Raw genomic sequence first — 19953 nt, 5'->3', positions numbered from 1 at the left:
GCTCGTTTGCGTTTTTAGCTTTTTCTTCCGTAGAGGAAACTCCCATGTCTTGGACTGACCCAAAGAAAAATAGACGACTCGGTAGCCCCGAAAATAACCCGCTTATTCACGGTGGTGGGTATGCGGGTGGCAGAACCTATGCACAAGACCAAGCCTTGCAAGAAGCCCATGGTCAACTGCTAGAGCGTATTATGAATGGCGAAATGGGGACGGGATTGGTATTCACTTGCACGATTGGTGGACTCCCTGATAATACATTTCAAGTGACCCAGTTTGATTTGCAAGAAGGGCTTTCCCAGCTCTTTTCACTGTCGATTCAGGCGGTCAGCTCGTTACCCGAGATTGATTTTCAAACGGTACTGGGTGTGGCCTCTTCGTTGACTGTAAAGCGAGATGGAAAAATTCTTCGCACGGTACAAGGCATTTTAGCCGGGGCAGAGCAAGGCAACACGGATGGGGTGAAAACCTGGTATCACTTTGTGATACGCCCTGAAATGTGGGTAATGACGCTTAAGCAGGACAGCCGCATTTTCCAAAATATGACGGTGCCGAACATTCTTGAGACGCTATTGAGCGAATCTCATATCAAATTTGATAAACAGCTTTATCACCCCGAAGAGCATCTGAAACGCGAGTACATCACTCAAAAGCGTGAAACCCTGTATGAATTCTGGTGTCGGCTTGCTGCCGAAGAGGGAATTAATTACTGGTTCGAAGAAGGCCCGCAACTGTTTTACAGTGACCGCCATTTAGGCATGAAAGCGGGAATATCGCTCACCTACAATCCGCAATCAGAGACCGACATTACTGACAGTACGGCTACCACATGGCGCTATGCCGAGCAGTTGTGCAGCGATATCCGTGTGGATAAAGATTACAACCAACTCCGCCCTTCTTACCCACTGAGCCACCAAGTCACCGGCGAAGTCCATCAACAACATGAAGTGTTTGAAAGTTATGGTCGCTTTCAAGAAGATGCCGAGGGGCAGCCCTTCAACCAAATTCGCTACGAGCAATCACAAAACCAGCGGCAAGTGGGGTCAGCCACGACGAATTGCATTGAATTAGCACCGGGGCGCATCTTTAGCCTATCAAACCATCCTAGCTCTCGAATGAATACGACGTGGCAGGTGGTGAGTGTCTCCCATCACGGTGTGCAACCTCTTGCTGATAACAGTGGCGGTGAAGGCACTCAATTGAGTAACCAACTGTCCTTTGTGCCCAGCACTCAAGAGTGGCGACCGCCCTATCGTTATAAACCTACAGCGGATGGGGATGAGCTGGCTACCGTTGTCGGGCCACCGGGTGAAGAAATTTACACCAACTCACAAGGGGCGGTTACGGTCTATTTCCATTGGGACAGGCGTGGCATTCCTGACCACAGTGCGTCTTGCTGGGTACCTGTAATGCATGGCTGGAGCGGAAATGGCTATGGGTTTATGAGTATTCCCCATATTGGGCAGCAGGTTTTAATCAGTTATCTGAATGGCGACATTGACCGCCCCGTCATTACGGGATGCATGTACAACGGTCGCAATGCCCCTCCGTTAGATTTACCGACCCAAAAAACACGCACCACCTTTAAAACGTGCACTCATAAAGGGGAAGGTTTTAACGAATTACGTTTCGAAGACCAAGCAGGACAAGAAGAAGTATATATTCATGCCCAGCGTGACATGAATGTGCATATTCAACATGATAGCCACACCCATGTTCAACAGGATGTCAAACAGCGTATTGACCAACACCGTTTTACTGACATTCAAGGGGATGACCACCTTCACATTAAAGGGACGCACAAAGCCCAAATAGAAGGTGATATCTCTGAACAGGTGCTTGGCAGCTATCACCAACAAATTAACGGTGCACTGGTGAGTGAAAGTGGTCAAGAGACCCACATCACCAGCCAAGGGAAAGTGGTGATTGATGCGGCGACGGAAATTACCTTAAAAGTGGGCGGCAGTTTTGTGCGAGTGACACCGGGCAATGTGTTTACGTCAGGCAATGTGGCGATTGGCGACAGTGCCGGAGGCTCAGGGCAAGCGGTAGACATTCAATTGCCGGATGGCGTTGACCCGTTTGCGACACCGCCTTATCCGATTAAACCCTATTGTGTGATGCAAGCCCAAGCGACCGGTAGTTGGGTGATTAAACCGAATGGGGGAAATCAATGAGACTCACCCCTTGGACAACATGGCTAACGGCATCCAATATGGACCCCGTCTATTTACTGCTTAATACGTTAGCCACCCCAAACCCGACAGACTTATTGTTTGCCAACGATTGGATTGAACAGGCATTTCCTATTTACAATGGCACCTCACTGGCCCATTTAATCGGTCAGAGCCCGTGGCTTGTGCAATTAAAACCGAGTGCGTATGCCCCATTGGGGCAACTGCTTGACCGTAAAGGCTTCAGTGATAACACATGGGGTTGGGCGTATCGCAGCTCGCTGGATTGGCAATACCAGTTACGGCATTGGCAAAACCGCCAATTGGTGGAGCTGAATGAAGAGCTCGTGGTGCTGCGTTTAATGGATACGCGCATTGCGAATGTGCTTATTCCAAAAATGCGTGAGGTAGATTGGTCTGTGCTGATGACCCCTGTTCATGAGGTGATGCTGGAGACACCCAGTGCCCCTGCTTTTTTTGAATCGCCTACCCGGCATAACCCTTTACCCATTCCTGAACTGCAAGCCCGTCCGTTTATCATGGGGGAACACTTACAGGCTGCGTGGGAAAACTCCGCCCAATTTATCCAGCTGTTAGCGGAAAACCTGGCGTGTGAACTGTGGGAAAACCATGCGGAAATAGCGCTGTCACTCGACACACCGGAAGGTCAACTTCACCGACGTTTAGTGGATTGGTTACACCTGCATCCCTCACTCGTGGGGGATATTCATACTCGTACCGCCACACAATTTACGGACTATGCCCAGCAACAAGGCTGGTTAACCACGACAACGGAGCCGTCATGAGTCAGAAGGTTGAATCGTGCATTATCTGTGAAAACTACCGATTTTGGTTAGAACTGCAATTGGTCGATGATAAAGGACAACCCTTAGCCAACGTGCCGTATACGCTCGCCGAGCGAGGCACAGGCCGTACGATGCAAGGCAGCAGTGACCCACAAGGCCTGATTAAAGCGGAAGGCTTAACGGCTCGTCCGTATACACTGAGCCTTGAACCGCAACCCTTAGCCGATGCCCTGACAACGCTGTCGCCTCCGGCAGCGATTCAAGGCAACGATAAGTCACTGAGTGATTATTGCCGTGAGCAAGGGTATCTCCTGAGTGAAAATAACCGCGCAGGGGCGTTTAACCTCAATGTACCCACTACCGTCCACCGCATGACGGCGGGGCAAATTAGCCGTTCTACCCACTATCAACAATGCGATAAGGGCTATCCCCTATTGTTCCCCTATGACCATCGCCGTGTGATAGCGATTAAACGCATTGCAGAGCCGGTGTTTGCCAAATCGGTGTTGCGTGGTGAGGGCAATACGGATGCGGGGGACACCGTCGAAGACTTGGCGAACTTTGGGCTATGTGATTACAACGCGTATACCTGTGGTATTGATGCCGCAACGAAACAACCTAGCCAACGTTCTTCCTCATTTTTGAGCTTGTTAGGGATTGGTACTGCCAATGCCTTCGTAGCGCCTATGCCTCCGAGTCCTATAGGCGGATTCGGTGGGGCAGCGGCAGGTGGCGCTATGGGTCAACAAGCAATTAATCCACCGGATATCAATCAAGACTCAAGGCGATTTGCTTTCCAGTCTGAAAATGACTATGCAATAGCCAAAGGGGTATCGAAAGGATTCGGTTCGTCGACTTGGTTTGACAGTGCACGCGTATTGGTTGGTATGATACCGAATATCTATGATGGGGATAGTTTAACACACCCAGACTTGCTGGAAATCGCGGAAATAGGTGGAACTGCACCAACACGTATTCGAGTGGGATTTGCCTCAACGGGAACCACAGCGGCAGCGATGGCAAGTGCATCTCAACTGATTGCGTACCATACTGAGCGAGACAGTGGCTATGACCAAGTGCCGGTGATTAAAGGTGAATTGGCTTCCGAAGCTGAAGCGCGAGAAGTGTTGAGCTTACCGATATATCAATCCCCAAATGGATTGCCAAATGCCAATACCCAAGCTGAAATTTACCGTTTTGATGCAGGCGGCACAACTCTTTACATGGGCGTAGCGGCATCAGGGGAGATAATTAATATCTCTGCGCGGATTGATGATATTCCAAATGAACCCATCATTCATGCGGGCCCCTCGCCTCAGCCTCAAAGAGTCGAGAAACCGGAAGGTTTTGCTATCCATGAGTCTGATACTCGGCCTGAAACATTGCCGATTGCGGATGATGGGATTATTTGGCGCCATACGGGACACGATGTAGAGCCGGTGGATTTTCGGGATTATATTCTGACGGTTGAAAGAAAGGATGTAAAATCTGCTTATGTAAGTCTAGAAAAGGAGTATAAGAAGAAAATACAAGACTTTGAAGCAGAATATGGTAGCGACAATATACATGGCTTACGTAGGCATGGTTCCGGTACAACATTAGAACAACAAAAATACAGATCAAAAACTGGATATACTCCCGATGGAGTACAAGGTAGTCCAACTAATTCAACACGTTTTATCAATCCACAAGATCAGTTAGAAGCAATAGAAAAAGCGGGTGAATTATATGATCCTAACATTCATACAAATGGGCGTGTCGATGTTGACATGGGAAGAATCGTTGCGGAAGGCTATACAAAAGAAGGCGAATACTTTCAAACATCAACAGTAAGAGCTGGTTTTGATAAAAAAACAGGAAAAATGTATAGCATATTTGGAATAAAATGAAATGAAAAAGATAAAGATTAGTAGATGGTATATATCTGGATTTTGGGCTCCACTTGATGGTGGCCCGAATGAAGATGAAGCGTTATTGAAACTGAATTTGAATAATCATTCAAGTATTGATTTAATTGTTGATAAAATACTTAAGCCGTATATTGATATGTTGCCTTTAAAGTATCAAATTCGTTTCAAGGATAGTTTTAAGTATGCGATAGCATACTATTCAGAAAAAGAGCTAAAGGATTGCTACTATACTGGAGCACCTCAATTAGACTTACCTGACGGTATAACCGCTCGGGATTTTTATATCTATGTATGGAATTTAATGTATAAGAACGAAAGTTATTTGGCATCTGAGAAGGATAATTATACTGAGCTTTCACTTAACGAAATTTATAAAAAATAGTAGAGCCATTAAAGTATATCGAGACGAATAAAAAAATAATAGCAATTGTTTGATGTTCAATTACCAATCGATATATTGGGGATAATTTAATAGGGAATATTAGTGACTATGTCTATGGTTTATAATCGATTCAGTTTAATTGCCATCATCATTGGAGCTTTTAGCATTCTTGTAATACTTGTTAATCAAAGCCTTGAGCGTGAATACGTCCAATCCAAACCTAAGTTAGAGCAAATTGTTCATGAAAAGGTAAGTAGTATAAAAAAAGCGACAATCGATGCAATTAAAGGAAAAGCGTATCAAGCTCCTACTGTAGATCCTGCCAATGAACAGCGACAGCTTTTATTAGATAAAATTGAATTATCCAAACAAATTAGTATAACGCTCAGTGTGTTTGGCATTATTTTGACTGCTATTTCATTTATTCGCCATGAAAACAAAAAATCGGGCAGGATAGCGTTAGCGCTAAATGGGAGTGTTCTCGCTATTTCTCTTCTATTGTATGCTGCTGCTGGCGTAGCTAGCATTGTTGCTGTTTTACTTGTCATTTGGTTTATAGGTCACTTTTTTGACATTTTTAGTATTTGCTAACTTTTTCAGAAAAGCACCCTAATTTTTTACGTAAAACAGGTGATTTTAAGTATCAGCTTGAACAGCTTTTAGCAAAGCTTGATCAGGAGAAAAAACGCAATGCGTAGTCTTGTGAACGGCAGAAAACTCATTTTAAAAAATGATACGACGAATACCGGAGGCACGGTGTTGACGGCTTCTTCTCTCGCCAAGCAAACCCAAGGAGTTGCCTGTGTGGGCGACTCTGTTTATTGTCCTTCATGTAAAAAAACAGGGACTATCGTTGAAGGTGATAGCTTAATGAAAATTAATGGTATCCCTGTTGCGCTAGAAGGTCATAAAGTCGCATGTGGATGTTCTGGGGGCTGTGTGCTTGTTGCTGTAGGCTAAATGTTAATGTGTTTTAACTTGCTCATATAGCTCGCATATCAGTGTCACGTGTTACTGCTTTACTAATGACAAGCAAATATGCTCTAAATATTCACGCTGTAGCTAGGCGACTAGAGAAGATATCTCGGGGAACATACAAATGTATGTGACCCGAGTCGCCGAACGCAGTCAACAAAGCTACAGCGCGAAGAATGACGAGCATTAGGCATTTAAAATTTGGGAGATCTCCACTGCTGATAAATGATACTGCCTTGGACATGCATGCCAAATCGCTAACATACGATTATATTTTTCCCACATTGGTGTTTGTGAGTTAAACCCATGCGTCCCGCTGTCAAAGTGGGTATAACGCCCTTCTGTGTTGACCATAAAACGGACATAGCTCAGATAACGTGCTTCTGTTGCCGCATCAAAGCCCAAAAATTGCACACGGCGGCCATCAATGTCTTCCTTATTAGCCATGTTGCTATAAGAGACTTGCAGCGCATGGTACATTTCCATGATATCAATAACAGTACGGCAGGTATCTTCACTTAAATGACCAAAGTCTCTGTCTAACTCACGCATTTGTAAACCGAAACCACGTTCAATAATGGTTTGTTGTCGGCGATAACGTTCTGCATTATCGGGGTCAAGCATGGTCATCATTTTATATTGATTAGATAAGATCAAGCGTTGTGCGTTAGTCATTTCCATCAGGGTTCTCCCACTAAAAAGTATGGCTTATCTTCGCATTCAACATCAATCATAGACAGTGAAAACATCGCTTTTATTGATCTAAACACTATTTTTGCATTACTTATTGTTAAATCTACCTTTTAATAGAAATTATCCCTTAGATATCTTCCATAAAGGAACGATCTAGCTGGTTAAATGCACGTTTTAGCAAGTCAGCCAACGCCATATAATCGGGTTGGTGTTCAACCGGTGCCATCGCAATTCCCGCTTCGGTAAATTTATCACGGATCTCATAAAACCAGCTTAGCAAGCTGGATGGCAAAGGCGTCGCCGCACGTTTTCCTAACCACCATAAGCCTTGCATTGGCAAACTACAGGCAAAAAGTGCCGTGGCAATGGCAGGTCCCAATTGCCCACCTAACGCGATTTGCCATGCTAATGTAAAAATTGCAATGGGCGGCATAAAGCGAATACCAAAGCGTACCGCCTTGTTAATACGAATTTCGGGGAATATCGGCGACAGTTTTTTCTCCATAGGAAAAGCCTTCAGATAGCGGTTACCTAATCTAAAGCGCTTAAAAAAACCGGGCGGTGTACTTTGCAATGTACTCATGAAACGTTTCCTATCGACTTCTTAAAAACTGAGGCAATAATTTATAAATTACGCATGGTAAAATGATAGCACATTTAAGGTAACGAAATTATTTCATTACATTTACCTTAAGTTAAGTCAATTTACTAAATATCAGCTATTCTAATAGCAACGTAACCCTGTGCTATAACACTACTTTATACGTCACTTATGATTTTAATCAATCAAAGTCCCTATTTTTAAAAAAAACGTATAAAATATAAAATAATTTTAGTAGAATCTGCCACATTTAGAATTGCTGTTGCATTTGTTATTTTTTAGCTTTATCCATCTTCGATACTGAAGATAGACAACAGTTATATATTGGGGTTGTTGGTCGTTATTTCAACACTAGGTGCAGAGGTTTACTTTTATAACCTTCTGTAGAAAAGAATAGCGCCTGAGTTATCAACCCCTGAAGATCTCACGATCTTTAACTTTTTTCGCCTTTAACATGATATCAATCATGATGTTTCAGGTCATAAATACGCTAGGCTCTAGCGGTATATTTTTATATCTGAGTCTTTTCATGTTTTTAAAAGGCTTCACAACAACAATTAACGATAGGTATTTCCATGTCAAGTAAGCTGGTACTGGTTCTAAACTGCGGTAGCTCCTCACTGAAATTCGCCATCATCGACCCAACTAATGGCGATGAATTTTTATCTGGATTAGCTGAGTGCTTTAACCTCCCGGAAGCCCGTATTAAGTGGAAAATGGATGGTGCTAAGAAAGAAGCGCCTTTAGGTGCTGGTGCAGCGCATAGCGAAGCATTGGATTTCATTGTTAACACTATTCTTGCTGAAAAACCTGAGCTATCAGAGCAAATCACCTCCATCGGTCACCGTATTGTTCATGGTGGTGAGAAATTTACCTCTTCTGTATTAATCACAGATGAAGTGATTGAAGGCATCGAAGCGGCTATTCCATTCGCGCCATTGCATAACCCTGCTCATCTCATCGGTATTGAAGAAGCAAGAAAATCCTTCCCGCATCTGGTCAACAAAAATGTCGCTGTCTTTGATACCGCATTCCATCAGACCATGCCGCAGGAAGCTTATCTGTATGCATTGCCATACGAATTATATTCAGAACATAGTATCCGCCGTTATGGTGCGCACGGTACAAGCCATTACTATGTTTCCCGTGAAGCTGCGAAAAAACTCAACAAACCTGTTGATGAGTTAAATGTTATCACTTGCCACCTAGGCAATGGTGGTTCTGTTACTGCTATTGTTAACGGTAAATGCGTTGACACTTCAATGGGTTTAACGCCATTAGAAGGTCTGGTAATGGGAACACGTAGTGGTGATATCGACCCTGCAATTATTTTCCATTTACATGATTCTTTAGGTATGAGCGTTGAACAAATCAACAAAATGCTGACCAAAGAGTCTGGTTTATTAGGTTTAACTGGCGTAACAAGTGACTGCCGCTATGTTGAAGATAACTACGGCACTAAAGAAGACGCAACTCGCGCAATGGATGTTTTCTGCCATCGTTTGGCGAAATACGTTGGTGCATATAGTGCTCTGATGGAAGGCCGCCTTGATGCTATCATCTTCACGGGTGGTATTGGTGAAAACTCAGCGCAAGTTCGTGAAATTACCTTGAAGAAACTGGCTATCCTTGGTTTCGAATATGACCACGAACGTAACTTAGCGGCGCGCTTCGGTAAAGAAGGTTTAATCACTACCGATAACAGCCGCCCAGCACTGGTTATCGCAACCAATGAAGAGTTGGTTATCGCCCAAGATACTGCGCGTTTAACCGCATAAGCAACTTCTACCGCCAGCAACCTGCTGGCGGTATCGTTTTGTCATTAGAGTAACCGAAATAAAGAGGTTCCCGTGTCCCGTACAATTATGTTAATACCTACTGGCACCAGCGTTGGCTTAACTAGCGTTAGCCTAGGTGTCGTTCGCTCAATGGAACAAAAAGGTGTTCAATTAAGCGTTTTCAAACCTATCGCACAGCCACGCGTCTCTGGCAATAAAGACCAAACCACTGAAGTCCTGCGCTCTCATTCAAGTATTACCACCATTGTTGAACCACTAACAATGGAATACGTAGAATCGCTACTGACCTCTTCCAAAAAAGATGTGTTAATGGAAGAAATCGTCGCTCGCTATCATGACCACACAAAAAATGCGGAAGTGATTTTAATTGAAGGTTTAGTGCCAACGCGTAAACATTCATTTGCTCAATCATTAAATTATGAAATTGCCAAAACATTAGGCGCAGAGATTGTTTTCGTCACTGCACCAGGCAACAGTTCAATCACACAAATGCAAGAGCGTTTAGAGTTAGTACGTAACGAATTTGGCGGCCAACGTAATAAAAATATCATCGGCGTTATTATCAATAAGGTGAATGCACCTGTTGATGAACAAGGTCGTACTCGCCCTGACCTATCTGAAATCTTTGATGATTCAACCAAAGCGACTGTGGCTAACCTCGATACTAAGCAACTTTCTGCGCTGAATCTGCCTGTGCTGGCATCCATTCCATGGAACTTTGATTTAATTGCCACCCGTGCAATTGACATGGCAAAACACTTAGGTGCAGAGATTGTTAACGAAGGCGAAATCAAAACTCGTCGTGTTAAATCAGTGACTTTCTGCGCACGCAGCATTCCGCACATGCTTGAACACTTCCGCCCAGGATCATTATTAGTGACCTCAGCGGATCGCCCTGATGTATTAGTTTCTGCCTCACTAGCGGCAATGAACGGGGTTGAAATCGGTGCAGTTCTACTCACTGGTGGTTACAACATCGATGCGCCTATTCGCCAGCTGTGTGAACAAGCTTTCGAAACTGGCCTGCCTGTTTTCATGGTGAAAAGCAATACATGGCAAACATCCCTGAATCTACAAAGCTTTAGCTTAGAAGTCCCAGCTGATGACCATGAACGTATTGAAAAAATTCAAAACTATGTGGCTCGTCATATTAGTAGCGATTGGATTGAATCACTGGTTGCTGACTCAGAGCGCCCTAACCGCCTATCACCACCAGCATTCCGTTATCAGTTAACTGAATTAGCACGTAAAGCTGGCAAACGAATCGTTCTTCCTGAAGGCGACGAACCGCGTACAGTTAAAGCTGCATCTATCTGTGCAGAGCGCGGCATTGCAACTTGTGTTCTATTAGGTAACCCAGAAGATATTCGTCGTGTTGCTGCTGCACAAGGTATTGAACTCGGTACTGGTATTGAAATTGTTGACCCAGTTAAAGTACGTGAAGAATACGTTGCTCGCCTCGTTGAATTACGTAAGAGCAAAGGAATGACTGAGGTTGTTGCTCGTGAGCAATTAGAAGATAACGTTGTATTAGGCACATTAATGCTAGAGAAAGGCGAAGTGGATGGCCTAGTTTCTGGTGCTGTTCATACGACGGCAAATACTATCCGTCCACCGTTGCAATTAATTAAAACAGCACCGGGTAGCTCATTAGTTTCTTCTGTGTTCTTTATGTTATTACCAGAACAAGTATTTGTGTACGGTGACTGCGCTATCAACCCAGACCCAACTGCAGAGCAATTATCTGAAATCGCTATCCAATCTGCGGATTCTGCTAAAGCGTTCGGTATCGACCCACGTGTTGCGATGATTTCTTACTCTACAGGCGATTCAGGTGCGGGTAGTGATGTTGAGAAAGTGCGTGAAGCAACGCGTTTAGCACAAGAAAAACGCCCTGATTTAATTATCGATGGTCCATTACAATATGACGCGGCTGTTATGGCGGATGTTGCTAAGTCCAAAGCACCTAATTCACCAGTTGCAGGTAAAGCGACCGTATTTATCTTCCCTGACTTAAATACCGGTAATACCACGTATAAAGCCGTACAACGTTCTGCTGACTTAGTCTCTATTGGTCCAATGCTGCAAGGTATGCGTAAACCAGTCAATGACTTGTCACGCGGTGCATTAGTTGATGACATCGTGTATACCGTTGCGTTAACTGCTATCCAAGCAGTACAAAACGAAAACGCTTAATTCATCTCTTTCTGCTAAAAAGCGCTCAACTGAGCGCTTTTTTATTGCCTGATTATTTTTAACTATCTTTTACGCGTAAATAATGAAACCACTACCGCAACAATAATATTCAGAATAAATGCAGCAATACCGATATTCATAAAGCTCAAACTTTCTCCTAACCAAGGGAACAATTGTGCTAAAGAAATTTTCTCTATATAGGTTACCGCAAGGAATAAAACCCCCGCAGAAATTCCACAAATAGCACCCGCAGGTGTCATTGGGTTTTGCTGTTTAAAGCTCATCAGTAAAGCAGGGAAAAACTGCGCGACAATATTGACCCCGAGTAACATAATAGCCACTAAGGTATCATTACTGTGGAAAATAAAATACAAGCTGACCAACGCAACGACAGGTACCATAAAGCGAGCATACACACCAGACTGGCGTTTTTCTTCACTTACTCCCATCGCTTTTTGCACAACTCCCGCTAACATATTAGAAGTGGTTAGCAACAACATCGAACCAGGTACTAATGCGGTTAACATCCCTGCCGCACCAATAAAACCAACCACAATCGGTGAGAAGGTGCTCTTAGATATCTCAAACAGCGATAAATCCACTGCCGCCCCTTCAAGATGTGGAATTTGCAATATGGATGCATAACCAACGAAAAATGCGAATAGCATAATCAAACTGTACGCTGGAATCAGAATACTATTACGTTTCAGTGATTTTTCATCTTTTGCGGTAAACACTGCGGCCATATAATGCGGCCAACAGAAATAGGCAACCACAGATAAGAATATTGTGGAAATATACCAAGGGATATTTAGCCCCGTTTCGGAGAATGTTAAAAAGCTTGGCATCGCGGTATCTATCGCTTTAAACATGTCCCCAAAACTACCGTAATAATGAAGTGGAATATAAATACCGATAAAAACCACCACAATTAAAATCATTAAATCTTTTAGTGCTGATGTCCAAGCTGAGCCATGAATACCTGAAATCATCACAAATAACGTCACTGCGATAATTCCAATCCAAATGGCAATATCTGCTGGAATTGCGCCATAAGACGCTTGAGAAACAATAATGCCTAATCCTTTAAGCTGTAAAACAAATAAAGGCACCATTGCAGCAATAGATATTAAGCTAATTAATAACCCTAACCCCGGGCTTTGATACTTTTTGGTAAATAACTCAGAAATCGTTCTGACATCATTATCTTTTGCAAATCGCCATATCCTTGGGTGCACCCAGTATAAAAAGATCCCCATAAAAGCATTGACTGCCAAGGTATATAGAATTGCAGGGCCTTTACCATAAGCCCAGCCACTCCCGCCAAGGAAGGTAAACGTGGTATATATTTCCCCCGCACTCAGCAAGAAAACTAACAGTGCGCCATAACTACGACCACCGACAGACCACCCTTCATGGTCCATCGTTTTTCCTTTCTTCGCACGAATAGCAAGATAAATACTAAACAGGAAGAAAACAGTAATAATAATTAGCGCGGAGCTCATGATGTTTCCTTAGTATTTTTATTATCTAATATATTGATTAGTAACATAACTAAGGCTGTAACAATCACCCATGAGACAATCCAGAACATTAAAAATGGCAAGCCCATAACAAAAGGCTCTACTTGGTTGGCATAATAGATACCCACGGTTAACGCTAGGATTGGGAAAATAACTAAATAATGATACCACTTCATATTCCGCCCCTTATTCCACTTGCCCGAAAGAAATCAATTCACGAGGCAAATGACTTAACATTTCCACACCGTCTTCAGTAATCAGCAGCATATCTTCAATCATAATACCGCCAACACCAATCCCGTAATAAGGTGTTTCTAAGCTCATTACCATCCCAGCTCGAAATATTTCTGTGGTCGCAGCGCTCACAAAAGGGGCTTCTTCCAGCCCAACGAACACCCCGTCCCCATGGCCTAAGTGCCCACGGTTATAATGGGGCAAACCCGAAGAACGAATGAGTGCCATTGTTTCATTGAAAACATCACTTAATGCCACGCCGGGCGCAACTCGACTTAACATATATTGATGGCCTTTTAAGATAGTTTGATAAATAGCAGCGACTTTTTCATTCGGTTTACCAACCACAAATGTCCGTGCAATATCAGCACCATAACCTGCCACATCAACGCCACAGTCAAATTTAATTAAATCCCCTTCTTTTGCAGGTTGGTCATCAGGGATCATTTTCGGTGAAAAATCACTGCCCACTGAAATTAAATTGAAGCGGCTATAATTTGTCTCTGGGTATTCCATCACTTTCGCTTTAAAAGCGGCGGTTAATTCCGCTGAAGTACAGCCGACTTTGATCAATTTACTCGCAGCAGCAATACCAGCCTCTGTAATTTGTGCTGATTTTCTGAGATGAGCAATTTCCCACGGGCTTTTAATCATGCGTAATTCATTAAATAGCGGCGAAGAATCAACCAAATTTAATTCAGGAATAACCTTATCCAACCATACTTTACCTGTATGTGTAATTTGGTTTAATTCAATTGCAACCGGTTTACAATAAACTCCCGCTTCTGACAACGCCTCTTTGAGTAAATTGAAAATGGTTTCTATTGGGCTATTAATTGGCCTTGCCTTCATCACTTTGCCATTTTCAGGATTGTAAGGGTCATCAACATCCACCCAAATTGGAAATGTTTTAATCCTTGCGTTAGGCATTTGAAGTGACAAATTTGCCGCTTCAAATTCATTCATAATAACCAATGATTGAATAGAAGGATCACGAAAAATAACCGCAATCGCCGAACCTGTTTGCCTGAAAGTGTACATAAAGAAGCTCGCAAAACCGGTTAAGTGATAAAAGTTATCACCCACGGTTGCGATTAACGCTTCAATTCCTTCACGCTCCATAATCTCACGGGCTTTATTGGTTACGTTATCAAGGTGTTGTTGTTTCAAAAAAGCATCTTGTTTATCAATTGTCATTTTTATTCTCTCGAAGCGTCATGTATACACCAAGCAGTGCATCATATCGCAAACGATAAATGTTAAGATCTGTCACATTATATCTAGTGTAGAAATGAATACATCGTTTAGCTTGCAAGTTTGTTATAACTAATCGTTATATATTAGCTTGAAATTAACTTTGCTAGAGATTTGATTTTGGGAGAAATAAAGTAAAGGACTAAATAAAATAGCCCTTTAACAATTTTAATCTGATCAACTATGAGTTTTCAGCACAAGTGATGGTTTTTTCTAACTCATTATTCCGAGTCAACCATAAAGAAAGCGCTTTAAGTGAATCCGGCGTAAATTCGTCACAGCGTGCGCTGATCTCTTTAGGGGTCAACCAACTGACCTCAACAACTTCAGATTCTTGTAAAGCAAATGGACCATGGCTCACACAGCTAAACAAACCACCCCATACACGACAATGCGCATCTTCAAAGTAAAAATGGCCATGTTCAGCAAAAGGAACGCCAGCAATACCTAGCTCTTCTTCAGCTTCACGCTTTGCAGAATCAAGAATGTTTTCACCTTGCGTAACCACTCCTCCAGCTGTTGCATCGAGGAAACCGGGGTGAAAATCTTTAATGTCTGTGCGTCGTTGAACCAATATTTTGCCCATTCCATCATGAACAACAATGTAAGTTGCACGATGACGTAGGTTTTCTGCTCGCATTTGGCTACGTGTTGCCTGAGCAATCACAGTATTGTCTTCATCAACAATATCGACCCATTCAACAACTTCGGTTTGTTGTTCCATCCTGTAAACCTTTTATTTTTAAGCTAAAACGGCTTATATCATTAGACTGATTCTTATTGTATGCCTGACAATACCAATCTGCATTGATCCGCACCTATGAAAATGATCCTAGCTGAATTTGTGATTGGTTGCCATCATAAAAAGCACTTCTTATTACAGTGATAATGAAACCGAATTTTTTAAAGGCAGGCTAAGCAAATCATACAAATTGTGTTCACAAATGCTATAGTTAAATCATAACGCTGTAGTTTGTTACTGATCTCAGGGATATCCCCTAAATAGTTCAAATTGCAGCTAGGCGCCAAGAGATGGCAGCCTTAAGACTAAGGTGACAGAACGTAGGCAACAACGCTGCGGTTTGAAATATGACGGGGATGGCGATGAAGATACTCATAACAGGCGGCACCGGGCTAATCGGAACACCACTAATCCAAAAACTGATTTCTCTTGAGCATCAGGTTACTGTATTAAGCCGCTCTCCACAAAAAGTTTATAGCCAGTTTTGCAAGGCTGTTGAGTGCTGGACGTCTCTCAATGGTAAAACCCACTTAAATGACTTCGATGCTGTCATTAACCTAGCAGGCGAACCTATTGCTGATAAGCGCTGGACAGAGGAACAAAAAAAGTTACTGTGTGATAGCCGTTGGAAGTTAACTCAGCAGCTTAGTGAGTTAATCACAGCCAGTGAAACCCCTCCCCGGGTATTTTTATCGGGCTCTGCTGTCGGCTATTATGGCAATCAGGGCCAATCGGTCGTTACCGAAGACGAACAGCCCCATGATGAATTTACTCACCAGCTCACACAGCATTGGGAAGCTTTAGCCGCTAATGCACAGTCAGAAAAAACTCGCGTTTGTTTATTACGCACTGGCCTTGTGTTATCAGCGAATGGCGGTTTACTTGCCAAAATTCTCCCTATTTTTAAAATGGGTGCAGGTGGGCCAATTGGTGACGGGAAACAATACATGCCGTGGATACATATCAACGATATGGTTCGTGCAATTTGTTTTTTATTAGATAACCCAACGCTTTCTGGCCCCTTTAATATGACCTCACCTTATCCAGTCCATAATGACCTATTTTCCGCCACATTAGGTGAAGTTATTAATCGCCCTTCATTTGTACGAACGCCCGCTTTTGTGATTAAAGCCATCATGGGGGAATCCGCAGCGCTGGTATTGGGTGGCCAACAGGCGATCCCCAAACGGTTAGAAGAGGCAGGCTTTCAATTTGAACATATCGAGTTAAAAGAAGCGCTAACTGACTTACTTATTCCACATACTGATGAGTAAGGGTTATTTCGCCCCCTGCCAACGATGAAATAGGTCTTGTTCCAGTTCGATATCAAACTGATCAAGGATACGATTAACTGTTTGGTCAATAATATCTTGAATAGTTTCAGGCTGGTGATAAAACGCAGGCATGGGAGGCATAATCACGGCTCCCATCTCCGCCGCTTGCACCATCAAACGTAAATGGCCGACGTGCAATGGCGTTTCGCGTACACCTAACACCAATTTTTTACCTTCTTTAAGCACTACGTCCGCCGCCCTAGTGACCAACGTATCAGTATAACTGTGAACAATACCTGATAACGTTTTCATGGTGCAGGGCATGATCACCATTCCAGCGGTACGGAACGAACCGGAAGAAATCGCTGCAGCAATATCACGACTGTCATAGTTATGATCGGCTAACTGTTGAACGTCTTTCACCGTGTAAGTTGTTTCAAGTGCTAATGTTTGACGGGCGGCCGCACTCATCACCAAATGGGTTTCTACACCTTTGAGCGGTTTCAACACTTCAAGCAAGCGGACACCATAAATAGCCCCACTCGCGCCAGTTAACCCAATGATAAGTTTCTTCATTTCCCTACCTAACCACCCTAGCAAACGATAATTGAGCATTATATACGAAATACGCCACGGTTGCAGATGCAAAGAAAGCATTAAAATTAATTAAATAGGCGACTAATAACTCACTCATTATTTTAGCCTGTAGCCAACAACGCTACAGGTTAAAAGGCAAAAAGGATTTCTGGATCAGCCGCAATCCCAATTATACACCACACGACTAAAATCACGTTTTTTCAGGTCATCTGGGTGAATAAAGAAATTACCGACTCCCATATCTCCCCACATGATCCCTATTTCATAATCGGTATTTATTTGTAGAAGCAATTCATATTGTTGAATATCTTCTTCGTATTCTCTTGGGTCGGTTTGAGTGAAAAACGGATAGCCGCCGATGCAGTGTGCCCCTGATTCAAACGTATCACTGTAGGGCTCAACCCATTCATCGTAAAAATCTTCCCCTTCAAATTGCTCTTCATAATCATAGAGGTTGTCGACCCCTAATATTTTCTGGCCAAATTGGAAATCATCGATGCTGATGTACTGTTCCGCAGGCGTATATTCAATACTGTATTGATGGTCTATGGGGGTATAGTAGTCATCAGAATGGGCAGCAATCACCGCAGAAAAATCTTGGGTTAATTGCTGAGTATCTTCAATAACCTCTTCCCAATAAATAATACGGAAATCTTCTTGTTTTTGTCGCTGCTCAAAATCAGCCCCATATAAATCATCACCACCAATAAAAAACTGTAAAATCCCCTTTTCAGGGTAATTTTCTAATTTAGGCATTTGTGCAAAATTAATTTGAGCAAGCAACTTGAGTGGCATCCCTTCGCTATTCGTCGGGTATTTTTCATTTAGTGGCAAATACGGCATTCCCCCAACACGACTATCCCATAAAACATAGTCTTCAATAGGGGTTAACGTCATTTCAACAAGCGGTTTTTTAGTGGCTTTGATTTTATCTGCGAAAGGTTTAATCACATCAGGGAGGGAGTTGAAATCAGCCATATATCGCTCCAAATAGGCAGTTAATGTCCCTCTAGCTTACTCGATTTTTACGTATTTTAAATCAGATATAACTGTAACTTAGGCCTTCATTTGACGTCATAGTTTTCTTGATATTTTAGGCTACAGATTAAAGATGGGAAAAATCAGAATCACTGTGGATTTTCTATATAGTTAGGGTTACAGCTAGGCGGCTAGCAAAGAGACCCTAGGAGCGTAGAAAACTACGTGACTAGGGCGAATTTGTGAAGCCAACAACGCTGTAGCCCAAACTATGACGAAAATTGACGAAAATTTAGCCTTCGTTATAAATCTCTAGGTCTTCAACCTCACTCTGATCCTTCAACTTTAACTCATCGTCTTTTCGTAAGTTTTCTAGGTAGTCTAAATAACTTTGGTCGATATCTTTGGTCACATAAATGCCATCAAACACGGAACACTCAAATTCTGTAATTTCAGGGTTTTCTTCACGCACCGCGTCGACTAAATCCGTTAAATCTTGGAAAATTAGCCCATCTGCGCCGATAAGTTTGCGAATTTCATCCACTTCGCGCCCGTGTGCAATCAATTCATTTGCATTTGGCATATCAATGCCATATACGTTTGGGAAACGCACTTCGGGTGCCGCTGAGGCAAAGTAAACATTTTTTGCTCCGGCTTCACGCGCAAGCTCAACAATTTGCTCCGATGTTGTTCCGCGTACAATGGAGTCGTCAATAAGTAAGACGTTTTTATCACGAAACTCCGCACGGTTCGCATTAAGCTTACGGCGCACCGATTTACGACGTTCTTGCTGACCCGGCATGATAAATGTACGGCCTACATAGCGGTTTTTCACGAAACCTTGGCGGTACGGTTTATCAAGAATATGCGCGATTTCTAAGGCGATATCACACGATGTTTCTGGAATAGGAATTACCACATCGATGTTTAAGTCTTCCCATTCGCGAGCAATTTTAGCGCCCAGTTTTTGCCCCATACGTAACCTTGCGTTATACACAGACACTTTATCAATAAAAGAGTCTTGGCGAGCAAAATAGACATACTCAAAAATACATGGGGTTAATTGTGGGTTATCAGAACATTGGCGTGTAAATAATTGGCCTTTTTCTGTCACATATACCGCTTCGCCAGGCGCCACATCGCGTAAAAACTCGAAACCTAAAGTATCAAGCGCAACACTTTCAGAAGCGACCATATATTCATGTTCACCACTTTCAGTAATGCGGCGCCCTAATACTAACGGACGAATACCGTGAGGATCACGGAAGGCTAACATGCCATGGCCAATAATTAATGCCACACAAGCATACGCACCGCGTAATTTTTTGTGCATCGCGGACACAGCACTGAAAACATTGTCTGGCTCGAGAGGGAAATGATCAAACCTATCCAGCTCATGGGCTAATACGTTCAGTAATATTTCAGAATCAGAAGTGGTGTTAACATGGCGGCGCGCTGTTTCAAATAAACTCCGAGTGAGTTCATGAGCGTTTGTCAGATTACCATTATGCGCAAGTGTAATACCAAAAGGTGAGTTTACGTAGAAAGGTTGCGCCTCGGAAGCACTTGAGCTACCTGCCGTTGGGTAACGGACGTGCCCTAACCCCATGCAGCCCTGTAATCTCAGCATATGACGTGTTTCAAACACATCTTTAACAAGGCCATTTGCTTTGCGTAAACGAATGTTGTTTTTGCCATCAATAGTGGCAATACCTGCTGCATCTTGCCCACGATGCTGAAGCACCGTGAGAGCATCATAAATTGATTGGTTTACCGGTGTAACACCGGCGATACCGACAATACCGCACATTTAGTCTT

At 43.1% G+C, this 19953-nt stretch carries 18 protein-coding genes; 9 read left to right on the top strand and 9 right to left on the bottom strand.

Translation table 11 applies throughout. From position 1 onward, the window contains the following. Positions 1–44: 44 nt before the first annotated feature. The 6 genes from PZ638_RS08135 (at position 45) to PZ638_RS08110 (ending at position 6229) form a co-directional block, all read left to right on the top strand. On the top strand, positions 45–2174 hold the full coding sequence (locus PZ638_RS08135; protein WP_311972622.1) for a type VI secretion system Vgr family protein: 2130 nt from the start codon (positions 45–47) through the stop codon (positions 2172–2174). After that, the gene (locus PZ638_RS08130) at positions 2171–2977 is read left to right on the top strand and encodes a DUF4123 domain-containing protein (protein ID WP_206277488.1); all 807 of its coding nucleotides are present in this window, start codon (positions 2171–2173) and stop codon (positions 2975–2977) included. The genes PZ638_RS08135 and PZ638_RS08130 overlap by 4 nt, the downstream gene beginning before the upstream one ends. Beyond that, on the top strand, positions 2974–4866 hold the full coding sequence (locus tag PZ638_RS08125; RefSeq protein WP_206277489.1) for a hypothetical protein: 1893 nt from the start codon (positions 2974–2976) through the stop codon (positions 4864–4866). Before PZ638_RS08130 ends, PZ638_RS08125 begins: the two co-directional genes overlap by 4 nt. Before the next feature lies 1 nt (position 4867). After that, complete coding sequence (locus PZ638_RS08120) at positions 4868–5269, top strand: hypothetical protein (protein ID WP_004257363.1); 402 nt, start codon at positions 4868–4870, stop codon at positions 5267–5269. A gap of 108 nt (positions 5270–5377) precedes the next feature. Continuing rightward, a complete protein-coding gene (locus tag PZ638_RS08115) occupies positions 5378–5860 on the top strand; it encodes a hypothetical protein (protein ID WP_036957978.1) in 483 nt (160 codons plus the stop codon). Between the two features lie 99 nt (positions 5861–5959). Continuing rightward, positions 5960–6229, top strand: a complete 270-nt coding sequence (locus PZ638_RS08110; RefSeq protein ID WP_094962673.1) for a PAAR domain-containing protein — start codon at positions 5960–5962, stop codon at positions 6227–6229. Positions 6230–6430: 201 nt separating this feature from the next. On the opposite strand, the gene PZ638_RS08105 is transcribed toward PZ638_RS08110, so the two are convergent. Then, positions 6431–6925, bottom strand: a complete 495-nt coding sequence (locus PZ638_RS08105) for a YfbU family protein (protein ID WP_004257356.1) — start codon at positions 6923–6925, stop codon at positions 6431–6433. A 139-nt stretch (positions 6926–7064) separates the two neighbouring features. Next, complete coding sequence (yfbV, locus tag PZ638_RS08100; RefSeq protein WP_004257353.1) at positions 7065–7520, bottom strand: terminus macrodomain insulation protein YfbV; 456 nt, start codon at positions 7518–7520, stop codon at positions 7065–7067. Positions 7521–8113: 593 nt separating this feature from the next. On the opposite strand from yfbV, the gene ackA reads away from it, so the two are divergent. Both ackA and pta read left to right on the top strand, forming a co-directional pair. Next, the gene (gene ackA, locus PZ638_RS08095; protein ID WP_004257349.1) at positions 8114–9316 is read left to right on the top strand and encodes an acetate kinase; all 1203 of its coding nucleotides are present in this window, start codon (positions 8114–8116) and stop codon (positions 9314–9316) included. A gap of 87 nt (positions 9317–9403) precedes the next feature. Continuing rightward, positions 9404–11533: a phosphate acetyltransferase gene (pta, locus tag PZ638_RS08090; RefSeq protein ID WP_153673987.1), complete on the top strand. Its 2130-nt coding sequence runs from the start codon at positions 9404–9406 to the stop codon at positions 11531–11533. 62 nt (positions 11534–11595) lie between these two features. Here the strand turns inward: pta and PZ638_RS08085 are convergent, their stop codons facing one another. The 4 genes from PZ638_RS08085 to yfcD all read right to left on the bottom strand — a co-directional run bounded on the left by PZ638_RS08085 (position 11596) and on the right by yfcD (position 15268). Further along, positions 11596–13038 (bottom strand): sodium:solute symporter family protein, encoded by a 1443-nt coding sequence (locus tag PZ638_RS08085; protein WP_096864934.1) that lies wholly within the window; start codon positions 13036–13038, stop codon positions 11596–11598. After that, positions 13035–13232, bottom strand: coding sequence for a DUF3311 domain-containing protein (locus PZ638_RS08080; protein WP_004257337.1), 198 nt, complete (start codon positions 13230–13232; stop codon positions 13035–13037). The genes PZ638_RS08085 and PZ638_RS08080 overlap by 4 nt, the downstream gene beginning before the upstream one ends. Positions 13233–13242: 10 nt before the next feature. Continuing rightward, on the bottom strand, positions 13243–14487 hold the full coding sequence (locus tag PZ638_RS08075) for a M24 family metallopeptidase (protein ID WP_164455500.1): 1245 nt from the start codon (positions 14485–14487) through the stop codon (positions 13243–13245). A gap of 238 nt (positions 14488–14725) precedes the next feature. Beyond that, on the bottom strand, positions 14726–15268 hold the full coding sequence (yfcD, locus tag PZ638_RS08070) for an NUDIX hydrolase YfcD (protein WP_004257328.1): 543 nt from the start codon (positions 15266–15268) through the stop codon (positions 14726–14728). A gap of 380 nt (positions 15269–15648) precedes the next feature. Between yfcD and PZ638_RS08065 the strand changes: the two genes are divergently transcribed. Next, positions 15649–16560: a TIGR01777 family oxidoreductase gene (locus PZ638_RS08065; protein ID WP_094962708.1), complete on the top strand. Its 912-nt coding sequence runs from the start codon at positions 15649–15651 to the stop codon at positions 16558–16560. 3 nt (positions 16561–16563) lie between these two features. On the opposite strand, the gene PZ638_RS08060 is transcribed toward PZ638_RS08065, so the two are convergent. From PZ638_RS08060 to purF, 3 genes are all read right to left on the bottom strand, one after another. Further along, a complete protein-coding gene (locus PZ638_RS08060) occupies positions 16564–17136 on the bottom strand; it encodes a UbiX family flavin prenyltransferase (RefSeq protein ID WP_036957976.1) in 573 nt (190 codons plus the stop codon). A 174-nt stretch (positions 17137–17310) separates the two neighbouring features. After that, positions 17311–18135 (bottom strand): YwqG family protein, encoded by an 825-nt coding sequence (locus PZ638_RS08055; protein ID WP_004257311.1) that lies wholly within the window; start codon positions 18133–18135, stop codon positions 17311–17313. Positions 18136–18427: 292 nt separating this feature from the next. After that, the gene (gene purF, locus PZ638_RS08050) at positions 18428–19945 is read right to left on the bottom strand and encodes an amidophosphoribosyltransferase (protein WP_004257307.1); all 1518 of its coding nucleotides are present in this window, start codon (positions 19943–19945) and stop codon (positions 18428–18430) included. Positions 19946–19953 lie beyond the last annotated feature (8 nt).

Origin of the sequence: Providencia hangzhouensis, from assembly GCF_029193595.2 — a bacterium.
In the GTDB taxonomy this organism is placed as follows: domain Bacteria; phylum Pseudomonadota; class Gammaproteobacteria; order Enterobacterales; family Enterobacteriaceae; genus Providencia; species Providencia hangzhouensis.
The sequence above is the reverse complement of the archived record's forward strand: the minus strand, read 5'-3'. Positions and strand labels throughout refer to the sequence as shown.

What these genes read in the sequence shown, in the direction of transcription:
- PZ638_RS08135 (WP_311972622.1), top strand. Translation starts at nt 45, where the DNA reads ATGTCTTGGACTGACCCAAAGAAAAATAGACGACTCGGTAGCCCCGAA.
- PZ638_RS08130 (WP_206277488.1), top strand. Translation starts at nt 2,171, where the DNA reads ATGAGACTCACCCCTTGGACAACATGGCTAACGGCATCCAATATGGAC.
- PZ638_RS08125 (WP_206277489.1), top strand. Translation starts at nt 2,974, where the DNA reads ATGAGTCAGAAGGTTGAATCGTGCATTATCTGTGAAAACTACCGATTT.
- PZ638_RS08120 (WP_004257363.1), top strand. Translation starts at nt 4,868, where the DNA reads ATGAAAAAGATAAAGATTAGTAGATGGTATATATCTGGATTTTGGGCT.
- PZ638_RS08115 (WP_036957978.1), top strand. Translation starts at nt 5,378, where the DNA reads ATGTCTATGGTTTATAATCGATTCAGTTTAATTGCCATCATCATTGGA.
- PZ638_RS08110 (WP_094962673.1), top strand. Translation starts at nt 5,960, where the DNA reads ATGCGTAGTCTTGTGAACGGCAGAAAACTCATTTTAAAAAATGATACG.
- PZ638_RS08105 (WP_004257356.1), bottom strand. Translation starts at nt 6,925, where the DNA reads ATGGAAATGACTAACGCACAACGCTTGATCTTATCTAATCAATATAAA.
- yfbV (WP_004257353.1), bottom strand. Translation starts at nt 7,520, where the DNA reads ATGAGTACATTGCAAAGTACACCGCCCGGTTTTTTTAAGCGCTTTAGA.
- ackA (WP_004257349.1), top strand. Translation starts at nt 8,114, where the DNA reads ATGTCAAGTAAGCTGGTACTGGTTCTAAACTGCGGTAGCTCCTCACTG.
- pta (WP_153673987.1), top strand. Translation starts at nt 9,404, where the DNA reads ATGTTAATACCTACTGGCACCAGCGTTGGCTTAACTAGCGTTAGCCTA.
- PZ638_RS08085 (WP_096864934.1), bottom strand. Translation starts at nt 13,038, where the DNA reads ATGAGCTCCGCGCTAATTATTATTACTGTTTTCTTCCTGTTTAGTATT.
- PZ638_RS08080 (WP_004257337.1), bottom strand. Translation starts at nt 13,232, where the DNA reads ATGAAGTGGTATCATTATTTAGTTATTTTCCCAATCCTAGCGTTAACC.
- PZ638_RS08075 (WP_164455500.1), bottom strand. Translation starts at nt 14,487, where the DNA reads ATGACAATTGATAAACAAGATGCTTTTTTGAAACAACAACACCTTGAT.
- yfcD (WP_004257328.1), bottom strand. Translation starts at nt 15,268, where the DNA reads ATGGAACAACAAACCGAAGTTGTTGAATGGGTCGATATTGTTGATGAA.
- PZ638_RS08065 (WP_094962708.1), top strand. Translation starts at nt 15,649, where the DNA reads ATGAAGATACTCATAACAGGCGGCACCGGGCTAATCGGAACACCACTA.
- PZ638_RS08060 (WP_036957976.1), bottom strand. Translation starts at nt 17,136, where the DNA reads ATGAAGAAACTTATCATTGGGTTAACTGGCGCGAGTGGGGCTATTTAT.
- PZ638_RS08055 (WP_004257311.1), bottom strand. Translation starts at nt 18,135, where the DNA reads ATGGCTGATTTCAACTCCCTCCCTGATGTGATTAAACCTTTCGCAGAT.
- purF (WP_004257307.1), bottom strand. Translation starts at nt 19,945, where the DNA reads ATGTGCGGTATTGTCGGTATCGCCGGTGTTACACCGGTAAACCAATCA.